At 43.2% G+C, this 24829-nt stretch carries 24 protein-coding genes; 11 read left to right on the plus strand and 13 right to left on the minus strand.

The features are described 5' to 3' along the window. Positions 1 to 53: 53 nt before the first annotated feature. Positions 54 to 629 (minus strand): Crp/Fnr family transcriptional regulator, encoded by a 576-nt coding sequence (locus tag DCO56_RS27225; RefSeq protein ID WP_108636830.1) that lies wholly within the window; start codon positions 627 to 629, stop codon positions 54 to 56. A gap of 238 nt (positions 630 to 867) precedes the next feature. Here DCO56_RS27225 and asnB point away from each other — a divergent pair, with 238 nt between their 5' ends. Then, on the plus strand, positions 868 to 2556 hold the full coding sequence (gene asnB / locus DCO56_RS27230) for an asparagine synthase B (RefSeq protein ID WP_108636831.1): 1689 nt from the start codon (positions 868 to 870) through the stop codon (positions 2554 to 2556). Between the two features lie 229 nt (positions 2557 to 2785). After that, positions 2786 to 4351 carry a M20/M25/M40 family metallo-hydrolase gene (locus DCO56_RS27235; protein WP_108636900.1) on the plus strand — a complete coding sequence of 522 codons (1566 nt, stop codon included), beginning with the start codon at positions 2786 to 2788 and terminating at the stop codon, positions 4349 to 4351. A gap of 320 nt (positions 4352 to 4671) precedes the next feature. Here DCO56_RS27235 and DCO56_RS27245 read toward each other — a convergent pair whose 3' ends face one another. Next, positions 4672 to 6849, minus strand: a complete 2178-nt coding sequence (locus DCO56_RS27245; protein WP_108636832.1) for a S9 family peptidase — start codon at positions 6847 to 6849, stop codon at positions 4672 to 4674. Between the two features lie 157 nt (positions 6850 to 7006). Continuing rightward, positions 7007 to 7735, minus strand: a complete 729-nt coding sequence (locus DCO56_RS27250; RefSeq protein WP_108636833.1) for a 3-keto-disaccharide hydrolase — start codon at positions 7733 to 7735, stop codon at positions 7007 to 7009. 183 nt (positions 7736 to 7918) lie between these two features. Here DCO56_RS27250 and DCO56_RS27255 point away from each other — a divergent pair, with 183 nt between their 5' ends. The 3 genes from DCO56_RS27255 (at position 7919) to DCO56_RS27265 (ending at position 9817) form a co-directional block, all read left to right on the plus strand. Further along, a complete protein-coding gene (locus DCO56_RS27255) occupies positions 7919 to 8287 on the plus strand; it encodes a dihydroneopterin aldolase (protein WP_108636834.1) in 369 nt (122 codons plus the stop codon). A gap of 80 nt (positions 8288 to 8367) precedes the next feature. After that, entirely contained in the window at positions 8368 to 9093 is a 726-nt protein-coding gene (locus tag DCO56_RS27260; protein WP_108636835.1) for an AAA family ATPase, read from the plus strand. Positions 9094 to 9373: 280 nt separating this feature from the next. Then, the gene (locus DCO56_RS27265; RefSeq protein ID WP_104384090.1) at positions 9374 to 9817 is read left to right on the plus strand and encodes an Hsp20/alpha crystallin family protein; all 444 of its coding nucleotides are present in this window, start codon (positions 9374 to 9376) and stop codon (positions 9815 to 9817) included. A 113-nt stretch (positions 9818 to 9930) separates the two neighbouring features. Here the strand turns inward: DCO56_RS27265 and DCO56_RS27270 are convergent, their stop codons facing one another. Then, a complete protein-coding gene (locus DCO56_RS27270; protein ID WP_108636836.1) occupies positions 9931 to 10368 on the minus strand; it encodes an acyl-CoA thioesterase in 438 nt (145 codons plus the stop codon). Positions 10369 to 10485: 117 nt separating this feature from the next. Here DCO56_RS27270 and DCO56_RS27275 point away from each other — a divergent pair, with 117 nt between their 5' ends. From DCO56_RS27275 to DCO56_RS27290, 4 genes are all read left to right on the plus strand, one after another. Then, positions 10486 to 10989 (plus strand): RNA polymerase sigma factor, encoded by a 504-nt coding sequence (locus DCO56_RS27275; protein ID WP_108636837.1) that lies wholly within the window; start codon positions 10486 to 10488, stop codon positions 10987 to 10989. Further along, the gene (locus DCO56_RS27280; RefSeq protein WP_108636838.1) at positions 10979 to 11620 is read left to right on the plus strand and encodes a hypothetical protein; all 642 of its coding nucleotides are present in this window, start codon (positions 10979 to 10981) and stop codon (positions 11618 to 11620) included. The genes DCO56_RS27275 and DCO56_RS27280 overlap by 11 nt, the downstream gene beginning before the upstream one ends. 115 nt (positions 11621 to 11735) lie before the next feature. Next, positions 11736 to 13391: an ABC1 kinase family protein gene (locus tag DCO56_RS27285; RefSeq protein ID WP_108636839.1), complete on the plus strand. Its 1656-nt coding sequence runs from the start codon at positions 11736 to 11738 to the stop codon at positions 13389 to 13391. 82 nt (positions 13392 to 13473) lie between these two features. Then, positions 13474 to 14259, plus strand: a complete 786-nt coding sequence (locus DCO56_RS27290; RefSeq protein WP_108636840.1) for an SDR family oxidoreductase — start codon at positions 13474 to 13476, stop codon at positions 14257 to 14259. Positions 14260 to 14388: 129 nt separating this feature from the next. Here the strand turns inward: DCO56_RS27290 and DCO56_RS27295 are convergent, their stop codons facing one another. Both DCO56_RS27295 and DCO56_RS27300 read right to left on the minus strand, forming a co-directional pair. Beyond that, positions 14389 to 14982 (minus strand): YceI family protein, encoded by a 594-nt coding sequence (locus DCO56_RS27295; protein WP_108636841.1) that lies wholly within the window; start codon positions 14980 to 14982, stop codon positions 14389 to 14391. Between the two features lie 107 nt (positions 14983 to 15089). Continuing rightward, a complete protein-coding gene (locus DCO56_RS27300) occupies positions 15090 to 15677 on the minus strand; it encodes a Crp/Fnr family transcriptional regulator (protein ID WP_146191151.1) in 588 nt (195 codons plus the stop codon). A 277-nt stretch (positions 15678 to 15954) separates the two neighbouring features. Here DCO56_RS27300 and DCO56_RS27305 point away from each other — a divergent pair, with 277 nt between their 5' ends. Continuing rightward, on the plus strand, positions 15955 to 16494 hold the full coding sequence (locus tag DCO56_RS27305; RefSeq protein ID WP_108636843.1) for a GNAT family N-acetyltransferase: 540 nt from the start codon (positions 15955 to 15957) through the stop codon (positions 16492 to 16494). A 20-nt stretch (positions 16495 to 16514) separates the two neighbouring features. On the opposite strand, the gene DCO56_RS27310 is transcribed toward DCO56_RS27305, so the two are convergent. The 5 genes from DCO56_RS27310 to DCO56_RS27330 form a co-directional block, all read right to left on the minus strand. Further along, complete coding sequence (locus DCO56_RS27310; protein ID WP_108636844.1) at positions 16515 to 16916, minus strand: DUF1634 domain-containing protein; 402 nt, start codon at positions 16914 to 16916, stop codon at positions 16515 to 16517. A gap of 79 nt (positions 16917 to 16995) precedes the next feature. Further along, positions 16996 to 17829, minus strand: coding sequence for a sulfite exporter TauE/SafE family protein (locus DCO56_RS27315; protein ID WP_108636901.1), 834 nt, complete (start codon positions 17827 to 17829; stop codon positions 16996 to 16998). Between the two features lie 164 nt (positions 17830 to 17993). Next, on the minus strand, positions 17994 to 18179 hold the full coding sequence (locus DCO56_RS27320; protein ID WP_146191152.1) for a hypothetical protein: 186 nt from the start codon (positions 18177 to 18179) through the stop codon (positions 17994 to 17996). Positions 18180 to 18337: 158 nt separating this feature from the next. Further along, the gene (locus tag DCO56_RS27325; protein ID WP_108636846.1) at positions 18338 to 19738 is read right to left on the minus strand and encodes a HAMP domain-containing sensor histidine kinase; all 1401 of its coding nucleotides are present in this window, start codon (positions 19736 to 19738) and stop codon (positions 18338 to 18340) included. After that, positions 19735 to 20520: a response regulator transcription factor gene (locus DCO56_RS27330; protein WP_219929464.1), complete on the minus strand. Its 786-nt coding sequence runs from the start codon at positions 20518 to 20520 to the stop codon at positions 19735 to 19737. The genes DCO56_RS27325 and DCO56_RS27330 overlap by 4 nt, the downstream gene beginning before the upstream one ends. A 72-nt stretch (positions 20521 to 20592) precedes the next feature. Between DCO56_RS27330 and DCO56_RS27335 the strand changes: the two genes are divergently transcribed. Beyond that, a complete protein-coding gene (locus DCO56_RS27335; RefSeq protein WP_108636847.1) occupies positions 20593 to 23106 on the plus strand; it encodes a phosphocholine-specific phospholipase C in 2514 nt (837 codons plus the stop codon). Between the two features lie 204 nt (positions 23107 to 23310). Here the strand turns inward: DCO56_RS27335 and bioD are convergent, their stop codons facing one another. After that, complete coding sequence (gene bioD, locus DCO56_RS27340) at positions 23311 to 23943, minus strand: dethiobiotin synthase (protein WP_108636848.1); 633 nt, start codon at positions 23941 to 23943, stop codon at positions 23311 to 23313. An 89-nt stretch (positions 23944 to 24032) separates the two neighbouring features. Further along, entirely contained in the window at positions 24033 to 24818 is a 786-nt protein-coding gene (gene bioC, locus DCO56_RS27345; protein ID WP_108636849.1) for a malonyl-ACP O-methyltransferase BioC, read from the minus strand. Positions 24819 to 24829 lie beyond the last annotated feature (11 nt).

Below are 24829 nucleotides of genomic sequence, written 5' to 3' on the forward strand. Positions count from 1 at the left end.
AATCTTGCCCTAAGGCAAGATTTGAAAATAGACTTTTGTCGATGGGAAGAGCATTAATTGCCGTGAACAATTTCTTTGCGGATTCGGCTCAACGAAGTATCTGTGATGCCCAGGTAAGAAGCAATATGTTTCAGCGGGGCCTGCTGAATCAGGATGGGTTTTTCTTTTATCAGGTGCAGATAGCGGCTAGTCGCTGGCTCGGTAATCATTGCGATAGCTCTATTTTTGCTGTGAACCAGTTCCTGTGCCATCCATGAACGCCCCCATTCCCTAAATTCGGGGATGCGATGAAATAATTCCTGATGATCTTCAAATCGTATTTTCCAAAGTTTTGTGTCCGTAAGCGCCTGTATATTTTCCACGGTTGGGGTGCGCTGGAAAAAAGATGCGACCTCGATCACTACGTCATTATCACTACAAAAACCGATGGTGACTTCGTTGCCTTCGTAGTCGTGTAAAAAAGACCGTGTAAGTCCATGTTCTATTAAATAATAGGCATTGGAAACCTGCCCTTTGCTTAAGATAAAATCGCCTTTTTTTATTGTAATGGCCTGGTGTTTCTCTTTTATGGAATTCAGTTCGTCCGTCGTGATAGCGAGGCCACTGTAAAAAGTTCCTATTAGATCCATTGTCCTTGGTTTATTTGATTACGTAGTGAATTTAAAGATAAATCTTGAAATGCTTTGTTAATTTGATGTGTGATTATTGTAAACAAAAAGCTGTTTTGTTGCTAATTTGATTTGTTTGAATAATGTTTGTTGATAAAAATATAATAAAATTTAAAAATTATTATGAATTTAGTTTTTAATTGTTTTACTTTGTATCAATAACATAATGTAAAAACGAAATATTTAAAATTTTCATAATATGTGTGGAATTATTGGCGCTTTTGAATTGAAGCAACCCGCAGACTCATTGAGATCCCAAGTATTGGAAATGTCGAAACGTATTCGTCACCGTGGTCCAGATTGGTCTGGTATATTCACTGGCGAGAAGGCTTTATTGGCGCATGAGCGATTAGCTATCGTTGATCCGAAATCGGGTAGTCAACCTTTGTACAGTCCGGATGGCAAAGTAGTACTGGCTGTGAATGGCGAAATCTATAACCACCATGAATTAAGAAATAGTCTTCCGGATTATGAATTTGCAACACAGAGTGATTCCGAGGTGATATTGGCGCTTTATCTGGCCAAGGGGCCATCGTTTGTCGATGAGCTGAATGGTATCTTTGGTTTTGCCCTATATGATTCACGTGATGATTCATTTTTTGTAGCCCGTGACCACATGGGAATTATCCCGTTGTATTATGGAAAGGATGCACAGGGACAACTGTTCGTGGCCTCTGAATTAAAATCACTGGAGGGGTTCTGTGAAACGATTGAACAATTTCCTCCGGGACATTATGTATATAGCAAAGAAGGTATGGCCCCACAACGCTGGTACCAACGGGATTGGGAAACTTATGATACGGTAAAAGACAACGAGACGGATATTGCTGTTTTGCGTAAAGCCCTCGAAGATGCAGTACATCGTCAGCTGATGTCGGATGTACCTTATGGTGTATTGCTGTCGGGGGGACTTGATTCCTCGGTGATTGCTGCCGTGACCAAAAAGTTTGCGTCCAAGCGTATTGAAACGGACGATAAAGAAGAGGCCTGGTATCCACAATTGCATTCTTTTGCCGTGGGGCTGAAAGGGGCTCCGGATTTAATCGCTGCAAAAAAAGCAGCAGATCATATCGGAACAATCCATCATGAAATCAACTTTACCATTCAGGAAGGCCTGGATGCTATCCGTGACGTGATCTATCACTTGGAGACCTATGATGTCACGACCGTGCGTGCTTCAACACCAATGTACCTTTTGGCGCGTGTGATTAAATCAATGGGCATTAAAATGGTGCTATCCGGTGAAGGTTCTGATGAGCTTTTTGGGGGCTATCTGTACTTCCATAAGGCGCCAAATGCACAGGAGTTTCACGAAGAAACTGTCCGTAAGCTAAAAAAACTGTATCTCTACGACTGTCTACGTGCCAATAAATCACTGGCAGCCTGGGGTGTTGAAGGGCGTGTTCCTTTTCTTGATAAGGAATTTATGGATATTGCCATGCGTATCAATCCATCGGATAAGATGATCCGTGATGGCCGAATGGAGAAATGGGTCGTACGTAAGGCTTTTGAAGATTATCTTCCGGAAAGCATTGCTTGGCGCCAAAAGGAACAGTTTTCAGATGGGGTCGGATATAGCTGGATTGATACCTTAAAGGAACAGGCTGAAAGCAAGGTTTCAGATCAGGAATTTGCTGCCGCTGCAGAACGTTTTCCGATCAACACGCCAAAAAATAAGGAGGAGTTTTTGTACCGTACAATCTTTGAATCGCATTTTCCGTCTACTGCAGCTGCGCAGACCGTTCCGTCAGTGAAGTCTGTCGCCTGTAGCACGCCAGAGGCACTGGCATGGGATGCTTCATTCCAGAACCTGAACGATCCATCGGGTAGGGCTGTAGCCTCCGTACATCAGGAAAGTTATGAGAAATCCAAAGTCGAAGCCGTGTAACTAATCAACCAATCTCATATAATGTTGTAATAGGGGTATCCGAGGATATCCCTATTTTTTTGAGCTGTAGATTCTCAAAGTCTGATCCCTGCTTCGTAAAGGCATAGGCAGCTGAAGAATTGCTTTGACATAAACAAGGGCTATGCGTATGTTTTTTGAATTATCTTTTGTAATTTTCCGAAAACCAATCCTGCCGAACCTACAGGATGCTGAACGAATTAACATACGAATGAAAGAATATACGAAACAAAGAAATCTGAAGTCTTTTGGACTGGCATTTTTGCTGTTGAGCAGCACAGCTATTTTTGCGCAAAATAAGGATGCCGTCGTTGCTGCCATTGTCCAGGAAGCTCAGGTCAATTCGCAGCTCGAAAACTATGCGTTTGAACTCGTTGATATGATCGGTCCACGGCTGGTCGGAAGTCCGCAGATGCAGCAGGCACATGACTGGGTCGTGAAGCAGTATACCGCGCTGGGTGCGGATGCACGTAATGAGGCCTACGGTGAATGGCGCTCCTGGGAAAGGGGCACCTCCCAGGTGACCATGACTTATCCGCGGATTAAATCGCTCGAAGGAACACAGCTGGCTTTTAGTCCGGCGACAAAAGAAAAAGGTGTGGAAGCTGAGGTGGTGGCGATGCCGCCATTTCGTTCTCAAGCTGACTTCCAGTCCTGGCTAAAGACAGTTAAAGGTAAAATTGTCCTGATCGGGATGAACCCCATTTCAGGTCGATCCGATGCCAACTGGAAGGAATCGGCTTCTGCCAAAGCTTATGAAAAATATCAGGCGCTCAAAAGTGAGCAGCTTAGGCAATGGGAGCTCAGTATGTCCTATACGGGGAGTACGCGACGGACTTTGCCATTGGCACTGGAAGCTGCCGGAGCTATAGGGGTAATCGATTCCTATTGGACCGAACTGCCCGGTATTACCCGTATTTTTGACGCAAAATCCAAACAGATTCCGGTCTTTAATATCGCTTTGGAAGATTATAGCCTCCTTTATCGCATGGCTGAACGTGGTGTCAAGCCGCGCATACTTTTGCAGGGAAAATCCCGGGAACTGGGAACGGCGAAGACGTATAACAGCATTGCTGAGATCAAGGGAAAAGAAAAACCAAATGAATATGTGGTCCTGTCGGCGCATCTGGATTCCTGGGATGGAGCTTCAGGGGCAACGGACAATGCAACCGGGGTCATCACGATGATGGAGGCTGTTCGTATCCTGCGAAAAGTGTACCCTGATAACAAAAGAACCATTCTGGTGGGCAACTGGGGCAGCGAGGAACAGGGGCTGAACGGCTCGTCGGCTTTTGTCGAAGATCATCCCGATGTCGCTAAAAATATTCAGGTGGTTTGGAACCAGGATAATGGAACCGGACGTATTGTGCGCATCGCTGGAAGTGGTTTTGAAAAAGCTTATGAATATATTGGCCGCTGGTTGCAATATCTACCCGAAGAATTTCGTACTGAAATCCAGACGAGCTTTCCTGGAATGCCGGGAACCGGTGGGAGTGACCACTCTTCTTTTGTCCAAAAAGGAATTCCGGCTTTTGGTCTTTCTTCCACCTCCTGGGATTATGGAAAGGTAACTTGGCATACCAATCGGGATACTTACGATAAAATTGTCTTTGATGAGGTTCGGCAAAATGCGATTATCGTCGCGGTGTTGACTTACCTCGCCTGCGAGGAACCGACCTTGGTGTCGCGCGACAAAATTGTGCTGCCCATTGATAAGGCAGGTAAACAAATGTCCTGGCCGACAAATTTACAATCCAAAAGAACAAGTGGTAATTGATGCTGAAGAATGGACTTGTGCCGTCTGTCTTTTTCCGCTGTCCGGGGTTGGTCTTCGGCCGTGCCGTCAGCGAGAAACTGCTATCTTACGGTCTGATCAGCGTTGGCTCCGATGCCTGGTTGGCTTAAGGGCAGCAGGTGCGCAATGGCAGCATTGTGCTGATTCCTGGCAATGGTAATAAGTTATGTTTTTTTATTGTCTTTCCCTTGCGTAACCGGATTGCAGAATAATACCGGTATCTTCTAATCGACTAATAATACTGGGCCAAATCCTTATTCAAAGGCGCCGATCGGAAAGAAAGGCGCCTTTTATATGCTCGTCTATTTTTTAAGGTGCTGATTAAAATAATCGGCAATTTTCTCGTACATATGAATGCGGTCCTTGCCCATTACATTATGTTCGTGGGTAGGGTATAAGAAATAATCGACCTGTTTTCCGGCTTTAATGCATGCTTCCAAAAATTCCATGCTGTTTTGTTGTACAACGACCGGATCCTGTGCGCCATGGATGATTAATAAACGTCCTTTCAGTTGATCCGCTTTATTTAGTAAAGACGTCAATTTATATCCTTCAGGGTTTTCCTGTGGGGTGTCCATATAGCGTTCACCGTACATAACCTCATAAAATTTCCAGTCGATCACCGGCCCCCCGGCGACTGCTGCTTTAAAAATGTCGTTATGATGCAACATAAATGACGTTGTCATAAAACCACCAAAGCTCCAGCCGAAGATGCCCATGCGTTGTTGATCGACAAAGGATTTTGATTTCAGAAACTCAATTCCTTTTAGCTGATCGGCCATTTCATTTTGACCAAGGTTACGATGGGTAGCGGTATAAAAATCCCGGCCCCGGTAATTGGTGCCGCGATTGTCCATGGTAAATACGATGTATCCCTGTTGCGCCATATAGAGATCAAAGTAGCCTGCACCACCCAGCCATTTGTTGGAAACCAGTTGGGAATGGGAGCCACCGTACAAATAGTACATGACCGGATACTTCTTGGCCGGATCAAAATCATTTGGATAGATAATGCGGCCGGTCAATGGGTATTTGCCATCTGCCGAAGTCAGCTGGACAAATTCTATTTTTGGATTATTGATTTTTCCGTTGAACGGATTGTCAGCTTTGATCAGTACTGTTCCTTTGCCTGATTTGACCGCTTTGACCTGGATCATATTCGGCGTCTTGAGATCGCTATATTGATCATAGATATATTTTCCGTCATCACTCAGCGAGGCCTGGTGTATACCGGGTTCGTTTGTCAACTGAACCGTTTTTCCGGATTTAAGGTCTACCTCAAATAGCTGACGGTCCATGCCATTGTTGGTGACACCGATATAGCTTACTTTGTTTCCGTCCGCAGAAAAATCCAATAGATTGTCCAGCACAATATCCTGATAACCTAATTTTTTGATCAGTTTTCCTTCTGTATTGTAGAGGTACAGCTGGTTGTAGCCCTCTTTGTCGGACTGGTAAAGAAATTGGTCTGGCTTGTTAGGTAAAAATGTGAGCGGATTTTCCGGTTCTACCCAGGTCGTTGCAGTTTCCTCAAACAATGTTTTGACCAATGCGCCGTTTTCGGCATTGTATTTATTGAACTTAAGGTCATTTTGATCCCGGTTAAGTACACCCACATAGATAAATTTACCTGAAGGGTCCCAGGTTACGCAGGTTAGGTATTGCTCACTGTGGTCTCCGGTTTGTAATGTTACCTTTTGCCCTGTCACTGTATTATAGATGACTAAGGTTACCTCTTCTGACTTCTGCCCTGTCATGGGGTATTTTATCCATTTAATCTCGGCTACTTTAGGGCTCCATTGTGGCAGTGGATAGTTGGCAACCATAGTCTCGTTCTTGCGATAATAGAGCAGCTTGTCATTTTGAGCATTCCACCACATTCCTTTTTTTATGCCAAACTCCTGACGGTGGGTATAATCACTGCCATTGACGATACCTTTGTCGCTGTCACTGGTAACTGCAGTCACTTTTCCATCTTTGTCAACGATAGCAATGTTGTTGTCGAGTAGATAAGCAACTTTTGAAAAATCTGCGCTCAATTCACGGTTTGCTCCCTGACTATCGTTTCCGATAAAACTTTCGATGCTTTTTGATTTGACGTTGTAGGTTACGGTGTATACCTTTTCCTTTCCGTTTACCTGAAGCAACAATGAATTACCGTCACGCCATTTGTAGTCATAAGGAAACATTTGCAAATGGAATGTCTCGTTTGGAATCGCGGCTTTTAAAGCTGCCTCAAGTTCTGTTTTCGACAGCAAGCTTGTTTCAGTCCAGTTGTTTTCCGCGCTTTTGGAGAACAGGTTTTGGTACGATTTATCGAGGTAAGAGAAGCTGTTTGATTTTGGGATCCAGGAAGTGGCAGGGATGGATGCTGGTGCGTAGGTGCGTGGTCCAAATACCGTTTCTTCCAAATTAAGGTTTCGTTGGGCATGGCTGGTTAGAGCGCTTGCCAACAAGAAGAATAGCGCAATTCTTTTCATTAGAATATTTTATTTTTAATGATGCTGTACCATCATAAGTGCTTTTTGTCGCTATGATGGCATTTGCTTTTAAATTTTATAGGGCTAAATTAGGTAAATAGCCCTATAAAACCTAGTACAGAATTGTTGCTTGTCTAACTGAAATTGTTGCCAATGCCTATAATTTGCGGAGCCAGATGTTCCTGAACTGCACCAGATCCCCATGATCTTGCAGGATAATAGGGCCCGGCCCATGGCTCACCTGTTTCGGTAGTCCGATGTATTCCGTTGTACCGTCAATCTGGGTGTTGTTTTGGACAATGACACCGTTGTGAAGGACAGTAACTGTACCTTTGCTGATCAATAGACTGTCTTTATTAAACTGAGGTGCTTTGTAGATAATGTCGTATACATGCCATTTGTCGGCTACAATAACCTGCGCTAGTGGTGGACGCTGCTTGTAAAGGCTTCCGGCGCCGCCATTGACATAGGTTGGATTGTTGTTGTTGTCGAGGACCTGGATTTCATAGAGGCCCTGCAAGAATATGCCGCTATTGCCCCGACCCTGGCCTTCACCTTTGATCAGTTCAGGACTTTTCCACTCAATATGGAGCTGAAAGTCGGTGAAATGCTCGGTGGTCTCTATATTTCCGCTTCCGGGTTTTACTTCAAGCGTATTATTGGCTACCGTCCAATTTGCTTTCCCCTTTTCGCTCTTCCATTTGCTCAGATCCTTGCCGTCAAAAAGTACGATGGCATCGCTCGGGATTCCTTTGTCAAGCGTTACCGTAGGCGGGACAGGACTATAATATTCTGTGTCGCTAGCTTTCATATTTGTCTGGGCATAGACTGCGCTGGCGCCGCATAGGATCGCCATCGTTAGTGCCGAAGGTAAAGAAAAGTTCATCTGTTGGGTTTTTGTTGTATTTAAACTTAGGAAAATTTGTTTTTATATACAATTATAATTTCAGAATAGCGCGTATCCCGCTGCTAATGTTGGCGTATTGAGGCCGTTTGCATGAGCTGGACATCATGGAATTCGCGGAGACCATTGTTTTTTTGATTTGGAACAATTTGCTTAGGTTTGTGCATGGCAACCATTTTACAGACAGTATCCCTGAAAGAGGCGCGATTTTATGCGCCAATTGGCTATTACGAAGAAGAGCAGATTCTCGGTAATGAATTTTTTGTGTCCATTGATGTCTGTTTTCCTTTTCATAACACGGAAACAGAGGATTTGCGCAATACTTTAAACTACGAAGAGCTGTACCAGATTACGGCAAAGGTGATGCAGCCCCGACGGAAATTGCTGGAATCTGCCGCCGCAGAGATTCTGGAGCAGATTAGAACGGCCGTATCACATGCCGAAACAATCGTGGTTGTTATTCGTAAATCAAACCCACCTTTCGGCGGAGATCTGTCCTTTTCGGAGGTCAGTCTTAAATACCTGAAAGATTAATTTTCAAACTGGACCAGCGGAAGCCCGGAATGCTTGCTTAATTTTGCAGACCCATTGTATTAAAGTATTAAACTGATTAAATGAATATTTACGATCTTGTTATAGCCGATAAGGAAAAGATAGCACTAGCAGATGTTTTTTTAGCGGCTGATAGCCGGCAGAAGCTTCTGCAGCTGATCAAGGAACATCGTTATATCCGCGAACTTTCGGGATATGGCCTACCTGTAAGCAATAAGATTCTATTGCACGGTTATTCTGGCTGTGGAAAAACAACAACGGCAAAAGCGCTGGCGACAGCACTTGAGAAGCCCATCTATGTATTGAATTTAAGCAATCTGATCTCCTCCCGTATCGGTGAAACTTCACAGCATATCAAACAGGTCTTTGATAAGGCAGGTCGTGAAAAAGCGGTGCTGTTTCTGGATGAGTTTGACCAGATCGGGAAAGCACGCATCAGTGAAGAAAAAGATGTGGGTGAGATGCGACGCCTCGTGAATACGATTATCCAGCTGATCGACTATTTTCCAGCTGAAGCAGTATTGATTGCGGCAACCAATCATCCCGAAATACTGGACACGGCGATTATCCGACGATTCCAGCTTCGCCTGGCTTTTGAATTGCCCACTCAGGTACAGTTGGATGCTTATTACGATAAGTTGTTTTCGCCTTTTCCGCAATATGATGCCCTGGTATCACGCGTCTATGGAATTTCTTATGCCGAAGCAAAAGATTATACCTATAACGCGGTCAAATTTTTACTGATTGCGGCGCTGGAACATGGAGAAAAGCAGGGACAGGAAAGCTAAAGCCGTATTTTGATGTTTTGTCAAATTAAATTCTTCTGAAAACAGTTTGCCTACTGTGACGTTAATGCTATAACGGATAATGGGACATCGGCCCGTACTAGTGACAAAATCGTTCAATTTTAAAGCTGTTTTAAATCTTGATATGTCAATATGTCTTTTATTTCTGTAATTGAATGACATTTTGTCTTTGTTTTACGACTGGTACGTGAATTGAATATTCCCTACAAAAGAGTTAGAAAATAAAGCTTAACAAAAAATAAAAAAATTAGGAGGACAAAAAATGGCATTAATTAAATTCCCTACAAAAAGTTTAAACACCGATGCAGTAAACCCATTTGTGAATACCGTATTTGACAATCTGTTCAACGACAATTTTATCTCAGATCGTTTGGTATCACGTGTTCCTGCAGTAAATATCTCGGAATCTGAAAAATCATTTAAGATTGAAATGGCCGCTCCGGGATTGGATAAGTCAGATTTTAAAATCAATGTGGATAAAAATTTGATCACGATTTCAGCAGAGAAAAAAGACGAACAAACAAGTGAGGACAAATTGTACAGCAAAAAAGAATTCAATTATAGTTCGTTTTCAAGATCATTTACTTTACCCGAAACTGTTGACTACAGCAATATTGAAGCAGCGTACGAAGGTGGAATATTGATCTTAACTGTCGGTAAGAAAGAAGACGCGATCATTGCAAAGCGTTTGATCGAAGTAAAATAGTTTATACAACAGGTATCGTCTGACTTAAGGTCGACGGATGTTTCATAAGATAGTTTTTAGGTTTAGTTTATGTTTTAATCCCCCGGCATCCATTTAGATTCCGGGGGATTTTTTTATCCAATTTCTTCGTATCCTGTGGCGCGTGGCACTTTGGCCAAATAGGGTTCCATTTCTTCGGGCAGTTTGGTCAGCTTTCGTCGTTTTAAATCAAGCCAGGCGCCGTCAACGTTGACCGTACAACACAGCGCACCATCCTTGCGGTAGACCTGATGTACAAAAGAAAATCGGCTGTTTGTCTTATTGTATTTGGTTAATTCGACCTTTACCTGTACATACTCGTCGAGATGTACTTCCTTGGAGTAGATCAGCTCTTCCCTGAATAGAATCGGTCCGATCTGAAACTCGGCGAACTTATCCAGCGAAAAGCCCATTTTGTTTAACATATTGCTCCGTGCCTGTGCACAAATATCCGCATAAGCAGAATGGCGCATATGTCTATTGGCATCGATTTGCGCCCAGATGACCTGGCCTTCGTAAAATATATTTTCCATAATTATTATCCTGATTTGCCTCCTTTTTATGAACAATTTACATATTTTTAAATTAAGCTGTAACACTTTGTTTGTTTGCTATACTTATTAGCTGAAAAGATCTAAAAAAAATTACCATTGGCTCATTCGGAAACAGAATTTCTTCGATTGATTGACGAAAATAAAGGAATTATCGTCAAGGTGAGCCGTATGTATATGGATGACCATGAGGGGCGGCAGGATCTTTATCAGGAAATTGTATATCAGCTCTGGAAGTCTTACGCCTCGTTTAAGAATCAAAGTAAGTTTTCGACCTGGATGTACCGTGTCGCACTAAATACCGCGATGGTATTTTTAAAGAAAGAGAAGAAGCAGCAGATTTACGATAGCCTCGAGGAACGTCATGATTTTGCGGAAGAGTCCTATAATCCGGATAAAGATGAGCAGCTAAAAATATTCTATCAGGCAGTACATGAATTAAACGCGGTGGAAAAAGCATTGATCTTTTTATTTCTGGAAGGTCAGAGCCACCGCGAAATAGCCGCGTATTTAGGGATATCTGAAGTGAATGCGCGGGTTAAATTAAATCGTACCAAAGAGCGGATTCAACAAATCATTAAAAAATACAATTATGAATTTTGATGAATTAAAAAAATCTTGGCAAGAACAGCCCATGGATGAGGATTTGCAAAATCCAAATCTTAAACATTATAAGGAAGTCGGCAATATCATGGCCAAACTAAGACGTAATATCAAACGTGAATTTATTTCCTGGGTAGTCTGCATGTTTTTCCTGATTGCCGTACCTATGCTTCCTATCTATAAAATCTCCGGATATGCGGCTTTTGCCTATTACTTTTTTATTGTGCAGATCTCCCTGTCAAGCCTGCTTTACTATCGTCGGTTTTATTATCTGATCAAAAGTGCCAAACAGATTGATCTGCTCGCATCAAGGGAGCACCTTCTCAAACTGTATTATGATCTCAAATATGCCGTAGAGACCTATCGTATTGTCGCCTACGTCATGATTCCCCAGGGCTTATTTCTCTACCTCATTATGATTGGCCAAAATAGGGCAGTCGCCTGGTTTGAAAAATTGTATCACTTCAAGGAAACTTTACAGCAGGATCCTAACTTTATTTTTTGGATCATCTTGTCTGCAATTATTTCTATCGTAATTATTGTAGTGATTACTGAAATTATGATCCGTGTCTATTACGGGGATTACGTTAAACAGATTAAAGAAAATTTGGATCAGATGGAAGCTGAATAGCTTGTTTTTGGACGGCCGAAACCTGCTGGAGTAAGTGAATTTTTACTTTCAGCAAACCGTAAAGCGAAAAAGGTAAGGTTTTTGTTCCGTATCTTGTTTTCGAAAATCCTTGTCCATGATGTACAATCCGACCAAGAAGTTACAGCGAAGTTCCCAGATATTAAGCATATTGGCAAAATATGGTTTCAAGGATGCTATTGCCCGGCTGCCCTGGAAAGGGTCAAGAGCGAGCTTAGAACGTAATATTGATGTTGACAAGATTAGTGTATACACACGTATCCGAATGGCTTTGGAGGAGCTTGGGCCTGCCTTTATTAAGTTAGGGCAGTCTGCTTCCACACGTGAAGGGCTGCTCCCAAAAGACCTGGTCGAGGAACTCAAACGTTTGGAAGACAATGTGCCACCCTTTGAAGTCAACATTCGGGAATACCTTGCTGAGGAACTGGGATTAGACGTTACAGCGCAGTTTCAAACCATTGAGACCGAACCTTTTGCCGCAGCCTCTATCGCACAGGTATATCGGGCAACGCTAAAAGACGGAACAAAAGTCGTTTTAAAAGTACGCCGGCCTGGAATAGATGAGGTCATGCGCGTCGATCTTGCGCTCATGCGGGATATCGCCAAGATCCTGACCATGTACAACGATGCCCTGGAGAATCTTAATCTTTCGTTGATTGTCGAATCTTTTGCAATGACGCTGCAGGAAGAAATGTCCCTGGTCATTGAACGGCATAACATCGAACGCTTTGCCAAGAATTTTAAAGGCAACAAACTGATCAAAGTGCCCAAAGTCTATCCTGATCTGTCTACCGACCGCGTGCTCTGTATGGAATACCTCGACGGATTCAAAGTGACGGATGTTGCTGAAATAAAACGGCGAGGAATGGACGTGGAGACCTTAGTGAAAAATGGGATCAACCTTTACCTGGAACAGGTGATTATCCATGGCTTCTTTCACGGCGATCCGCACCCCGGTAATATGATGGTAATGCCTGATGGCCGTATTGCCTTTCTCGACTTTGGCAACATGGGGAAATTGCTCGGAATTGACCGACGGCAGCTCGAAGAGTTTATTCAGTCTGCAATTTCCGAAGATGCAGTGCGACTCGCCGACGTTATTGAAGACGTGGCTGTCGTGAGCCATATCCCTGACCGAAATCAATTTGAGCGTTCCCTGTACGAAATATTCGATATGATCGATAATGTTTCCCTGGGTGATCTTAGCCTCGATCTGCTGTTCAATAAACTCTGGAAAATCATCGGTGATAATCGTTTGTATTTCCCAGAATATATCTATCAGCTGATGCGCGGCATCTCACTGATGGAAGGCATCGGCCGTCAGCTTTATCCTGATCTGAATATCATGGAAAGTATTAAGCCTTTTGCACGTCGGATTATGATGGAGCGGCTTTCGCCCGAAGCTATTTTCAAGAAAGGAAAGCATAAGATCGAATCTTTCGCACGGGATGTGGAAAAGCTTCCGGAAGACATGCGCGCTCTGGTGCGCCTTTTTCGTACAGGGAATTTTACGCTTAACCATCGCTTGATCAGCGCGCGCTCGTTCAATGCCATTCTCCGCAAAGGGGTAAACCGGATTGTGATCGGTATTATGTTTATGTCTCTCAACTTATTGGGTGGAATGGTTATTGTCGCACGTATTGAACCTCAATGGCTGGGGATTCCTGTTTTTGCCTGGATATGTCTGGGGTCAGCCTGGATCTTTGCCGTATATTTGTTTATCGCCATGATCAGGGCGAAGGATAATGATTAAATGGCTTGCTGGCATTAGCCTATTTTTTTGAATGATTTATGCAATGAGTAATCTCGGATAATCTAATAGCACAACACATATAATGGAAATCAATCTAATTGGAAAAAAGGCCCTGATCGGTGCCAGTTCTACCGGTATCGGCGCGGGCATAGCCCGAGTGCTGGCATCCTGTGGCGCTTCGGTTACCTTGGCATCACGCAGTGAAGAGAAATTGAAGCATACGTTGGAAAGCTTGGATACCTCAAAAGGGCAGCGGCACCAATATATCCTGGTCGACTACAATGATCACGAAGCTTATAAGGTAAAAATAGATGACTATTTTCAGTCAAATAAAGTGGATATTCTGGTCAATAATTCCAATGGGCCGCAGGCGGGGACGATCGACCAGAAAAACCTGGCGGACTACCAGAATGCCTTTGAACTTTTGTTCCAGAATCATTGCTATACGACTTCCTGCGCATTGCCCTATATGTTGGCAAATCGATATGGACGGGTGATCAATGTATCGTCCTCTACAGTGAAGGAACCTGTATCCAATCTGGTTTTGTCCAATACCATCCGTACCGCATTGATCAGCTGGAGCAAATCGCTTTCGGATGATGTCGCAAAAGATGGCATAACAGTCAATAGTATTTTAACAGGGTTATTCGATACCGAAAGGATTCAATCGTTGACCAATTTGGATGCACAGCGGTTAGGTATATCGTATGAGGAAGCGCTACAGTTGCGTTTAAAACAAGTGCCGGCCGCACGCCTGGGCAAGCCCGAGGAATATGGTTATCTGGTTGCCTTTATTTGCTCGGAGTACGCCAATTATCTCACGGGGACCAATATTCCCCTCGACGGCGGCATGTTAAAAGGCTTGTAAGGTAAAAAAGAAATTCGCCCGGGAACAGGGAGCTTTTGGCTAAGTAAGCTGTAAGCTTTAAAAAAAAGTGGCTATCCAAAATCTTGAGTAGCCACTTTTCGTTAGTCTGTGTGATTTAATAATCTTTGCTTAGTTCAATACCAACTCCGTATTGACAATAATGTCGACATCAGAAGCAACAGCTTCTACACCCGAAGGTAATTTGTCGTTGTATTTTATACCAAAATCATGACGGTTAATTTTAGCTTTTGCTGTAAAGCCTGCACGTGTTTTCCCCCAAGGATCGGTAATGACTCCACCATTTTGGGTGACATCGAAGGTTACTTTCTTCGTTACGTCACGGATGGTCAGATCTGCTACCATGATGTATTTACCTTTCACTTTGGCATTTTTGAAGGTAATTGATTTTAACGTCATTTTTGGAAATTTCTCTGCGGCAAAGAAATCATCCGTTTTTAAGTGATTGTCACGTGCTTCAATGCGTGTATCAATGCTATTGACATCAATGGAGAAATTTACTTTTGCATTGTTGAAACTTGTTGCGGTTGCAGTTTCAACTGTTCCCTCCACTTTGGTAAACTGGCCGTCAACGAAACTGATGCCAAGGTGTTTGACATCAAATCGTGCATTGGTGTGCCCGGGGTCTGCCGACCATTTTACTTGTGCTACAGCAACATTAACCATTAACACTGCTACTGCCAGAAATTGGAAAAATCTATTCATGTTGTTTTCTATTTGTTTATTTATCAAACGTTTAATTGTTCAAAATGTTTGTTTGAACAAGCTTTTGCAAAGGTGAGATAATCTTAAATAGAAAAAATTGATGTAGGTCAAGAATTTCGATTGGGCTTTAAAATTTGTCTTTTTAAACGGCTTAAAAACTCTTGTGTGACCCCGAGATAGGAGGCCAGTTGCATATTTGATATCCGTGGATAGATTTTAGGATACCTTTTGATAAAATCCAAGTAGCGTTCCTGGGCTGTAAAACCTATGCTTGATATGATGCGGTGCTGGGAGGCGATTTGTGCCCGTTGGGCCATAATTCTGGAAAGCTTCTCATAGATCGGATGGTCTTCGTACAATTTATCTTTATCTGTTTTTGATAAGGTAAGTACAACCGAATCTTCTAGGGCCTGAATATTCTGCAGGGCCGGTTCCTGATAATTGAAACTGGCAATATCACCAACCCACCAGTCTTCAATGGCAAATTGCAGGATATGTTCGATACCGTCGGCTGTGACATAGAATGATTTAAACAGACCACTGAGGACATAGGCTTCATAGTGACAGATTTCACCGGCCCTTAAAAAGTATTCCTTTTTCTTGATTTTTCTGACATGATAACGCGATACAATATCATCTAATTCTTCTTCGCTGACATTGATACGCTTTTTTACAAATTCCTTGAATTGTTCCATTAGGGTGCAAAATACAAAATTTTGCTTTGCTAATTTAATACGCTGGTTGATTTCAGCCAATTTTAAGGCAAAATAACTTAGCGGCGAAACTTTGGGTGAAAGAAATAACGGTATTTGCTGAATATGAACAATATGATGGTTCAGGTATCTAGTAATTTGGACATTTTGGTGTAATATTTGAATAAAGAAAACGTAATTCAACTTGGTTTCATCAATAATTGGTATCTTTTATTGAAATTTTAAATTTTGGTAGAAGTCCAACGTTAAACATGTTCTAATGAAGTTTGTAGCACCGAATAAACTTGAAAATGATAAGGTCGTATTAAAATTGATTGACCCGGTCGATTTTGATGTCCTGTATCAAGTGGCTAAAGATCCTTTGATATGGGAACAACATCCTAATAAAGACCGCTGGAAGGAGGATGTCTTTCGTGCTTTTTTTGATGCGGCCCTGGAGAGCAAAGCAGCTTATCTTATTTTAGATAAAACAACCGGGCAATGCATAGGAAGCACCCGGTATTATGGTTTGAATGAAGCTGAAAAGTCTATTTTCGTTGGTTTTACCTTTTATGCGAGAGCCTATTGGGGAGCAGGAATAAATCCTTTGGTCAAGGAAATGATGTTTGACTTTGCCTTTAATTTTGTGGATAGGATTTATTTGCACGTAGGAGCCGAAAATTACCGTTCACAAAAAGCGGTAGAACGTTTGGGTGCGAGCAAGGTGGCCGAGAAAATGGTGTCTTATGTCAACGAGCCCGAACGAAAGAATTTTGAATATGCCCTGGATAAGTCCACATGGCTCAGAGCCAAGCGATAAACAGCTGTTGCTTAGCTGAATTATCCCTTGACTCCGCTCAATATACTGCCGATAATAACGGTCAATACAATCAATGTAATGATGATATAGAGCTTATCTTTTTCAATGATAAAACCGAAGAGGGAGCCGATTACCCGTACAATAGGTGTACAGATCAAGAGCAAAACCCCAAGTTGTATAATTTGGGGAATATTTTTGTTGAATACCCCAACAATAATCCCATGGATGGTGGTATTTGATTTTCCCTCACCGATAAAGTCTCTGTAGTTGGGTACTGAATCCTGTCCATGGACTACCAGATACCAGATACCACCGATCACCAGGATGGAGGAGGCCAGGATAACGCCTATGCGTAAAATTTGTCCCACCAAAAGTGAGATATCCTTATCACCCCAATAGTTTTTTGAAAATACCTGTTTCATCTGCAAATAATTATTTTTAAATGTTTATCGCCAACGGCAAAACGAAACGTATTATTGTTATTCGTTAAAGATTTGCTGCTTAAAATTTTTGTTGAAATCCATTAAAAATCATTTCGAGTGCGACCAATGTGATGGCTACAGCAAAAATAATACGCAAGGTCTTGGGGTTCATTCGTTTCAAAAGCTTTGACCCTGTAATAGCGCCACAAAGTACACCCAGAATGACAGGAAAGGCAATACCAGGATCCATATAACCCCGTTGTAGGTAAACCACGGCTGAAGCCGCTGCCGTCACCCCGATCATGAAATTACTTGTTGTTGTACTTACTTTAAATGGAATTTTCATCATGCTGTCCATGGCGAGTACTTTCAGGGAACCTGAACCTATGCCCAGTAGTCCCGAGAGCACCCCGGCAACGCCCATTAATGAAAAGCCACCAACGACATTAGTCAGTTTATAGGGAACGAGCTTGCCTTCCGAAGGGTAGGTACTGTTCAGTTTTAACTTTTCGGCCAAAGCCGAACCACCGGATAGCGCATGTTCATTTTTCTTGCGCACCGTCATTGCGGCCGAAAAGATCAATACCACACCAAAGATAATGGCAATGGTGTTGGTGGGCATGTAGATCGCGATAACGGCACCAATGACAGCGCCGATTGTCGTTGCGATTTCCAAAAACATCCCGAGCCGAATATTGGTAATCCCTTCTTTGACGTAGGCTGTAGCTGCACCCGAAGAGGTTGCTATTGACGCCAGTAATGCTGCCCCAATGGCGTAACGGATGTCAACGTGGAACAGGAGGGTCAGCAGTGGAATGACGACAACCCCGCCCCCTAAGCCTGTCAGCGAACCTAAGAGTCCTGCTACAAATGCACCCAAAAGGAGGATGAGTGTAAAGGTGAGAATAGTCATATAGTTGTTTGTTGCTCCGGGGACATCAGTTAGCCTCCGGAAGATAATTTGCTGTAAACTTAAGGGCTTTTTGTTGTTTTTGAAACTTTGTGGCCCGAATAGATACAAATGTTACATCAATAGGTGCCCCATTGCATCCGGTGAAAGAGATGCTGCCTTACACCTCACGGCGTAGGCAGCAGCGTCATCTTTCTGTTTGAAGATTGCAATATTGTTTTGCCAGCAGTGTTTTCAGGACTGCCAACAATATTTTGTTGACCAGTAGCATTGGCGGTTATAGCCGTTTTCTGTTGGGCGAATGCAATTGAAATTAAAAATAGAAAAAATAGCAAGGTTTTCTTTGTCATCATGATCATATGAAGCAAAGAAAAAGGACATAGATTAAAAGCGCCTTAATAAATGCTTAAAAAAAACTTAAAATTTAACTGTTTGACGATAAATAAAAGATGGTTCGATTTGTTTTTTAACCCATTATGGGTAAAAATGCGAATGGGTTTGAAGGAGCGGTCTATTGAGCATTGGTTAGGATATTTGCCTCTTTAGCTGCTGGTAAGGGAAACTTTAGCACAAATATATGCGTAGATTGCTGCATATCGGCTTTGTATTCAATGCTTGCTTGATGTGAGTCCATAATGCGTTTGACAATCCTTAGGCCTAGGCCCGATCCAGTAATTTCTGAAGCGTTCTCCCCTCGGCTGAAGGCCTCAAAAATACGCTTTTGATCATTCGTGCTGAGCGGGGCACCATGACTGCTGACCACTACTTTTAGCTGGCTCGAGGACTCATGGATAACAACAGTCACCTCGGGATGATAGGAATAGAGTGCTGCATTTTTGAAAAGATTGACAAATGCTATTTCAATCAGTTGGGCGGAGCAAAAAATACTCAGTGTAGGGTCGGCGACGCCTTTTATAGAAAAGTCGATCTGCAGGTCGGGAAAGGTCTTTACTGCCTTTTCATATGCCATAAAAATAATCTCATCGATGCGTTCTTCCTGATAAGTGGTCTGTAGTGTTGCCGAATCAAATTTTGAAAGCAGCATCAACGAGTTTGTTACTTCCGAAAGATGCTGTGTCTCCTTTGAGATATTGTCAAGTATATGGCTGACGTCTTCATCCAGCTGATGTTGATGGCGGAGGTTCTCCAGTTGAAATGACATTCTGGCCAGCGGTGTCCTCAGCTCATGGGAGGCACTGGAATTGAATTCTTTTTGGGATTCAAATGCATTGGACAGCCGCTTCAACATGGTGTTGAATGCCTGGGTCAATACCGCGATCTCGTCTGTATTTCCGGCATATTTAACCGGATTGGTCAGCTTACTGGCATTGATCTGCGTGATGTCATTTTTTAGCCTGTCTAAAGGACTTAATAAACGTAGAATAAGGTTGTAACTAAAAAACCAGATCAGCAGGGCACTCAGTAAAAATAAGATGGTTAATACGATGGCCAGGTGGTCCAATTTTTCGTTGCCCGAATAATCCTGGGCCTTTACCAAAAGATAGTAGGCCTGTTGGTTAATCAGATAATATTTGCCCAATATTTCATATTGATCCTGTTTATAGAAGATGCGTTTTTCATTTTCCAGTCGGTTGATAATGCGCTGATCCCAGGCAATGGTTTTGTCTTTTACCGTGCTGAAAATAAGTTTTTTGTTCTTGTCCAGGATAATGACGTCTTCATAAGAAAGTCCATCTTCAATATCCTGGAAGTAGATTTTATAAGATTCGCGGTCAAAGGAAGGGGTATTGGCAATGTAATGTGAAATATAGTCCAGCTTATCTATCAGGCGCTGGCGGAATTGATCATTCCTGAAATCGACGCTGGCGTAATAGATAATTAGCATTGCGATTCCAAATAAAATGGAGAAGGCAATGCTAAAACCGATCGCTATTTTCTTTTTTAAAGTCATTTATCGGCAGCAAGGTAATAACCAAATCCGGGGCGGGTGTGGATAAGCTTATTTTCAAAATTCTTGTCTATTTTTTTACGTAAAAAATTAATGTAGACTTCGATGGTATTTTGTGTTGTCTGAAATTGATTCTTCCATACTTCTTCTGAGATATACTGCTTGGACAAGGTGCGCCCATTGGCTTGAGCCAGGATTAGTAGTAACTGAAATTCTTTTTGTGTCAGGCTGATTTCTTCATTGGCCCGGAGGACGCGGGCTTCTTCGGGATAGATAACAAGATCATCAATAACCAAAGTTTTTAAGCTGAGGCTTTCCTTATACTGTTGCCGGCGCAGGAGGGAGTTGATGCGCATCAACAGCTCATCCAGCACAAAGGGTTTGACCAGATAATCGTCTGCGGCACGTAGGAATGCTTCCTTTTTGTCGTCGATATCATCATAGGCTGAAAGAATGATGATCGGGGTCAGCGCATCATGGCTTCTTATCTTCTTACAGATTTCAAGACCGTTGATCTTTGGGACATTGATGTCCAACAGGTAAAAATCATATTTTTTTTGATGCGTCTGCGCTAGAAACTCAATGCCGTCATAAGCCAGATCACAAGTAAAGCCCTGACTCAGTAAAAAGGATTTGATTTCAGTCGAAAGAACCCTGTCATCTTCGAGTAGCAAAATATCCACCATAATGTATGCATTGTCGTTTCGTAAAAGTAAACAAATTTTGCCAACCGCATCAAAAGTAACTTTGGGATAGCATCCTTTTGGTAAATCATTTAGTAACATAACATTTACACGAAGAAATATGAAACAAAAAGAAATCTAAGTAGATTCAAATCGAAATTATAGATAAACATTATGGAAAGCAGAAGAGAGTTTCTTCGAAAGACCTTGTTATTTTCAGGGGCCGCTGGTATTGCCAGCTTTATGCCGGCATCCATTCAAAAAGCCTTCGCGATAGATCCCGTGGCAGGGAGCAGTTTTCTGGATGCGGAGCATATCGTGATACTGATGCAGGAAAACCGTTCTTTTGATCATACCCTGGGAAGCCTATCCGGTGTACGTGGCTTCAATGATCCCCGTGCCGTACGCCTGCCCAATGGTCTGCCTGCCTGGTATCAGACGGATAAATCGGGTAAGGTATTTGCTCCTTTTCGCTTAAATCTCAAAGACAGCAAGGTGACCTGGATGGGCTCGCTTCCGCACAGCAGGGCAAGTCAGGTTGATGCCTTTAATGGGGGGAAATACGACCAATGGTTGACGGCAAAGCAATCCGGGAATAAGCAGTATGCCGCCATGCCCCTGACACTGGGTTATTTTAACCGCGAAGACTTACCTTTTCATTATGCCCTAGCAGACGCTTTTACCGTATGTGATCAGAATTTCTGTTCGGGTATGACCAGTACAACCCCCAACCGATCGTTCTTTTGGACAGGAAAGATCACCGAGATGAAGGATGGTCTGCAGAAGGTCAATATTCGCAATGATGATTTTGGTTATGGCAAAATGACCTGGCAGACTTTTCCGGAGCTGTTGGAAAAGAATGGCATCGATTGGCGCTTTTATCAGAATGAAACAAGCTGTGGCGGCGGCTTATCGGGTGAAGAACGTGCTTGGTTGTCCAACTTCGGCTGTAATCTGCTGGAATTTTTTCAGGCCTATCAGGTGAAGTTCAAAGATACCTATGTCAGCAACCTTGCAGCGCAGGTGCGCGATCTGCCGGGGCAGATTTCGGCACTCGAAGAGCGGTCGCCCGAATCGGAGCAAAAGGCAGAGAAAATCCGTGCTGATATCCGTAAGAAAAGCGAAGCGCTGGGACGGGCCGAAGCCGAACTGAAAGAATTCAATGCCGATCAATATAATAAGCTTTCTGATTTCACCAAATCGCTGCATCAGCGCGCATTTACCATAAATAATGGGGATGATAATTATCGTAAGCTTGAGAATCTGCAATTTAAAGATCAAGGTAAAAAACGGACGGTCGAAGTACCCAAGGGTGACGTGCTCGATCAGTTCCGAAAAGATGTTGATGGCGGAAAATTGCCTGCGGTATCTTGGCTGGCTGGTCCTAAAAACTTTTCGGATCATCCCAGCGCACCTTGGTATGGTGCTTGGTACGTCTCGGAGGTCTTGGATATCTTGACCAAAAATCCCGAAGTCTGGAAGAAGACTATTTTTATCATTACTTACGATGAAAATGATGGGTATTACGACCATGTGAAACCTTTCCTGATTCCCGATCTGATGAAGAAAGATACCGGGGCCTGTTCCGCGGGGATCGACAGCGAGGTGGAAATGGTGCGGTTGGACAATGAACTCAAACAGGGGATTCCGAAGAAACAGGCCCGTGAAGGGGCTGTCGGATTAGGGTTCCGTGTGCCGATGTATATTGCATCACCTTGGTCGCGTGGCGGAAAAGTCTGTTCACAGGTATTCGACCATACGTCTACCTTACAGTTTTTAGAATACTTCTTTAATCATAAATACAACAAGAATATCCGGCTAGATCATATCAGTGCCTGGCGAAGAACAATCTGCGGTGACCTGACATCGGCCTTTACACCTTTCGTCCAAAGACAAGAACAGCTTCCTTTTCTGGAGCGGAATCAATATATAGAAACTATCTACAATGCACAGTTCAAGAAAGACCCCGGCGGATTTGCGGAGATCACCGATCTGAACCGGGCTAAACAGCAGGTATGGATGCCGCAATTCAACCGTATACAGGAAAAGGGAATTCGTAAATCGCCCGGTTTGCCTTATGGCCATGATGCCCTTGGCTATGTGCAGAACGGTCAATTTCATATGACGATGCTGGTAGATACCGCCCTGTTTGGCAAGAAGACCAGTGGTGCGCCTTTCAATGTGTATAGTCCGCTTGCCTATACCGATGTGGAGGGACAAACCGAAACCTATCGAAACTGGAATTTTGCGGTTAAGGCGGGAGATCGACTTAGCTATCGATGGGATCTTAATAAGTTTGAAGGTGGAGAATATGCCTTTGAGCTGCATGGGCCAAATGGCTTTTACCGGAGGTTCGCGGGGCATAAAGATGCGCCGGCCCTCGTGGCTACGGTGTCGCCGGAATTTAAATCACTGACCAAAGCGCCAAGCGGGAAGCTGTTGCTGACTTTGAAGAACCTTGACGTCAAGACCGTTCAGGTGGAAGTCAAAAGTTTGAATTATCAAACCTATAGAACGACAAAAGAAATCGAAGCGGGCAAAGAACTGGTCCTGATTTTGGATGTTGCCGAACAGGGCAATTGGTATGATTTTACCATTTTGGGGCTGGGTGGCGCAAATTTCGGGTTGCAGCTTGCCGGACGATTGGAGAATGGCACGGAAACCACCACTGATCCTTTATTGGCCTAGTTTTTTGTTCGGCAGTATAGACGGGATAAGATTGCGGCAACAGAACTGAATTCGCTGCGAGATCTTTTGCGTCGTTAATTAGGCATTGGCTAATTATGCATAGAATACCGCAATGTGAAGATACCGTGACTTGCCTTAACGCGTGGCAGATAACGGTAAAGTCGGATCTGCGAACTGCCAAATGACATTATAAGGGATCAACTGTTATATGACAATAAAGTTGGTTTCCGGAAACCGGGTTTGAATATATGTCCGCAGATAGCGCTGTGTTTCTGCGCTAATGGTATTGTCTTCAGGTACAGGGAATGTGTTGTAGATCACTGTGTGCAGTTGAATCCTACGTCTGGCAATCGCCTCCAGGCTAAGAAGGGTATGGTTGATGCTACCTAATTTTCCGGACGTTACAAAAAGCAAAGGGTAGTCCATTTCCTTGATATAGTCTATAATCAGGTAATTCTCAGTGAGCGGCACCATTAAGCCTCCGGCGCCTTCAATCAGTACAGCGTCATAACGTTGGCTTAATTGTATTGTTGCCTGCCTGATTTTTTCAAAATTGATTTCCCGTTTATCTATGCATGCAGCCAGATGAGGAGAGGCCGGGTAGCTGAAAATTTCAGGCATGGTTATTTTTTGCATGTCCTCTTCCGTAAAAGTGATTCCCATAAGTTTACGGTGTAGGATAATATCTTCTGAAATTGACGTATTTCCTGTCTGTACCAGTTTCTGCGTTATTGTGCGCAGCCCCGCTGCATTCCATTGTTTTGCGATAAAGCCGGTTGCATAACTTTTTCCGATCCCTGTATCTATGCCAGAGACAAAATAAATGTTGTTGTTCATTTCTTTTTTATCATTTAATTAACTGCTTGCTTGTCCTTCGATAGATTTTTCTTTCGATCAGCCGATGTGTATACATGCATTTTTTCTGTTTAGCGATCCTTTCTTTTCTTTGCAATGATATAGATGGGATGGTAGGTCAGTGTAACCTCCCTTCCTACCGTATAGCGTGCCGTATAGGCGTTACAATACGCCTGCAGTTTGCCTTTTGTCCAGCGATGACTTGTTATGCCTGTCACGCCGGTTTGTTTCAGGTGATTAAGTACCTGTAAAGGGCTTTCAAGGTATAGTCTGAGCAGTTCTTCTTCCGCGAGCAGGATTTCATACCCCAGGGCGACTAGTTCTGCCACAAGTTCAGATTTCGAACCATAGTTGAGACCGACTTGTGTTGTTGCACTCATCTCGCGCATATTTTCCTCGCCAAAGGTGCTAAAAGCCAGAATGCCATTTTCAAGGAGGGTGGAATGACAGCGTGCAAAGAAAGAACCGCGGCCTTCAAACCATTGGATTGTGGAACAGGAAGCAATCACATCCAATTGTTGGGGGAGGGGACAGCTTTCGGCGTCATCACAGATAAAACTGTATTGGCTTGAAGGGTGTTGCGGCTTCACCATATCCGTCACCCGGGTTATCATTTCTGGACTGATGTCATTGAAGATGATATGCTTTGGTAAGAAATGTTGGAGCAATAGGCTGGAGAAAAGGCCGGTTCCGCAGCCTATTTCCAATACACGGTCTGGTTTCATTGGAATAAATCCCTGCAACAGCGTGATCATTTTTTCGGCAATTTGACCTTGGATCACCGCTGTGGAATGATAACTCATTGCGGCTTTGGAAAAGCGGGATCTAACACGCTGTTTGTCGATCGCTATTTTCATTTTAAACTATA

The organism is Sphingobacterium athyrii, assembly GCF_003071065.1.
Classification (GTDB): Bacteria; Bacteroidota; Bacteroidia; order Sphingobacteriales; family Sphingobacteriaceae; genus Sphingobacterium; species Sphingobacterium athyrii.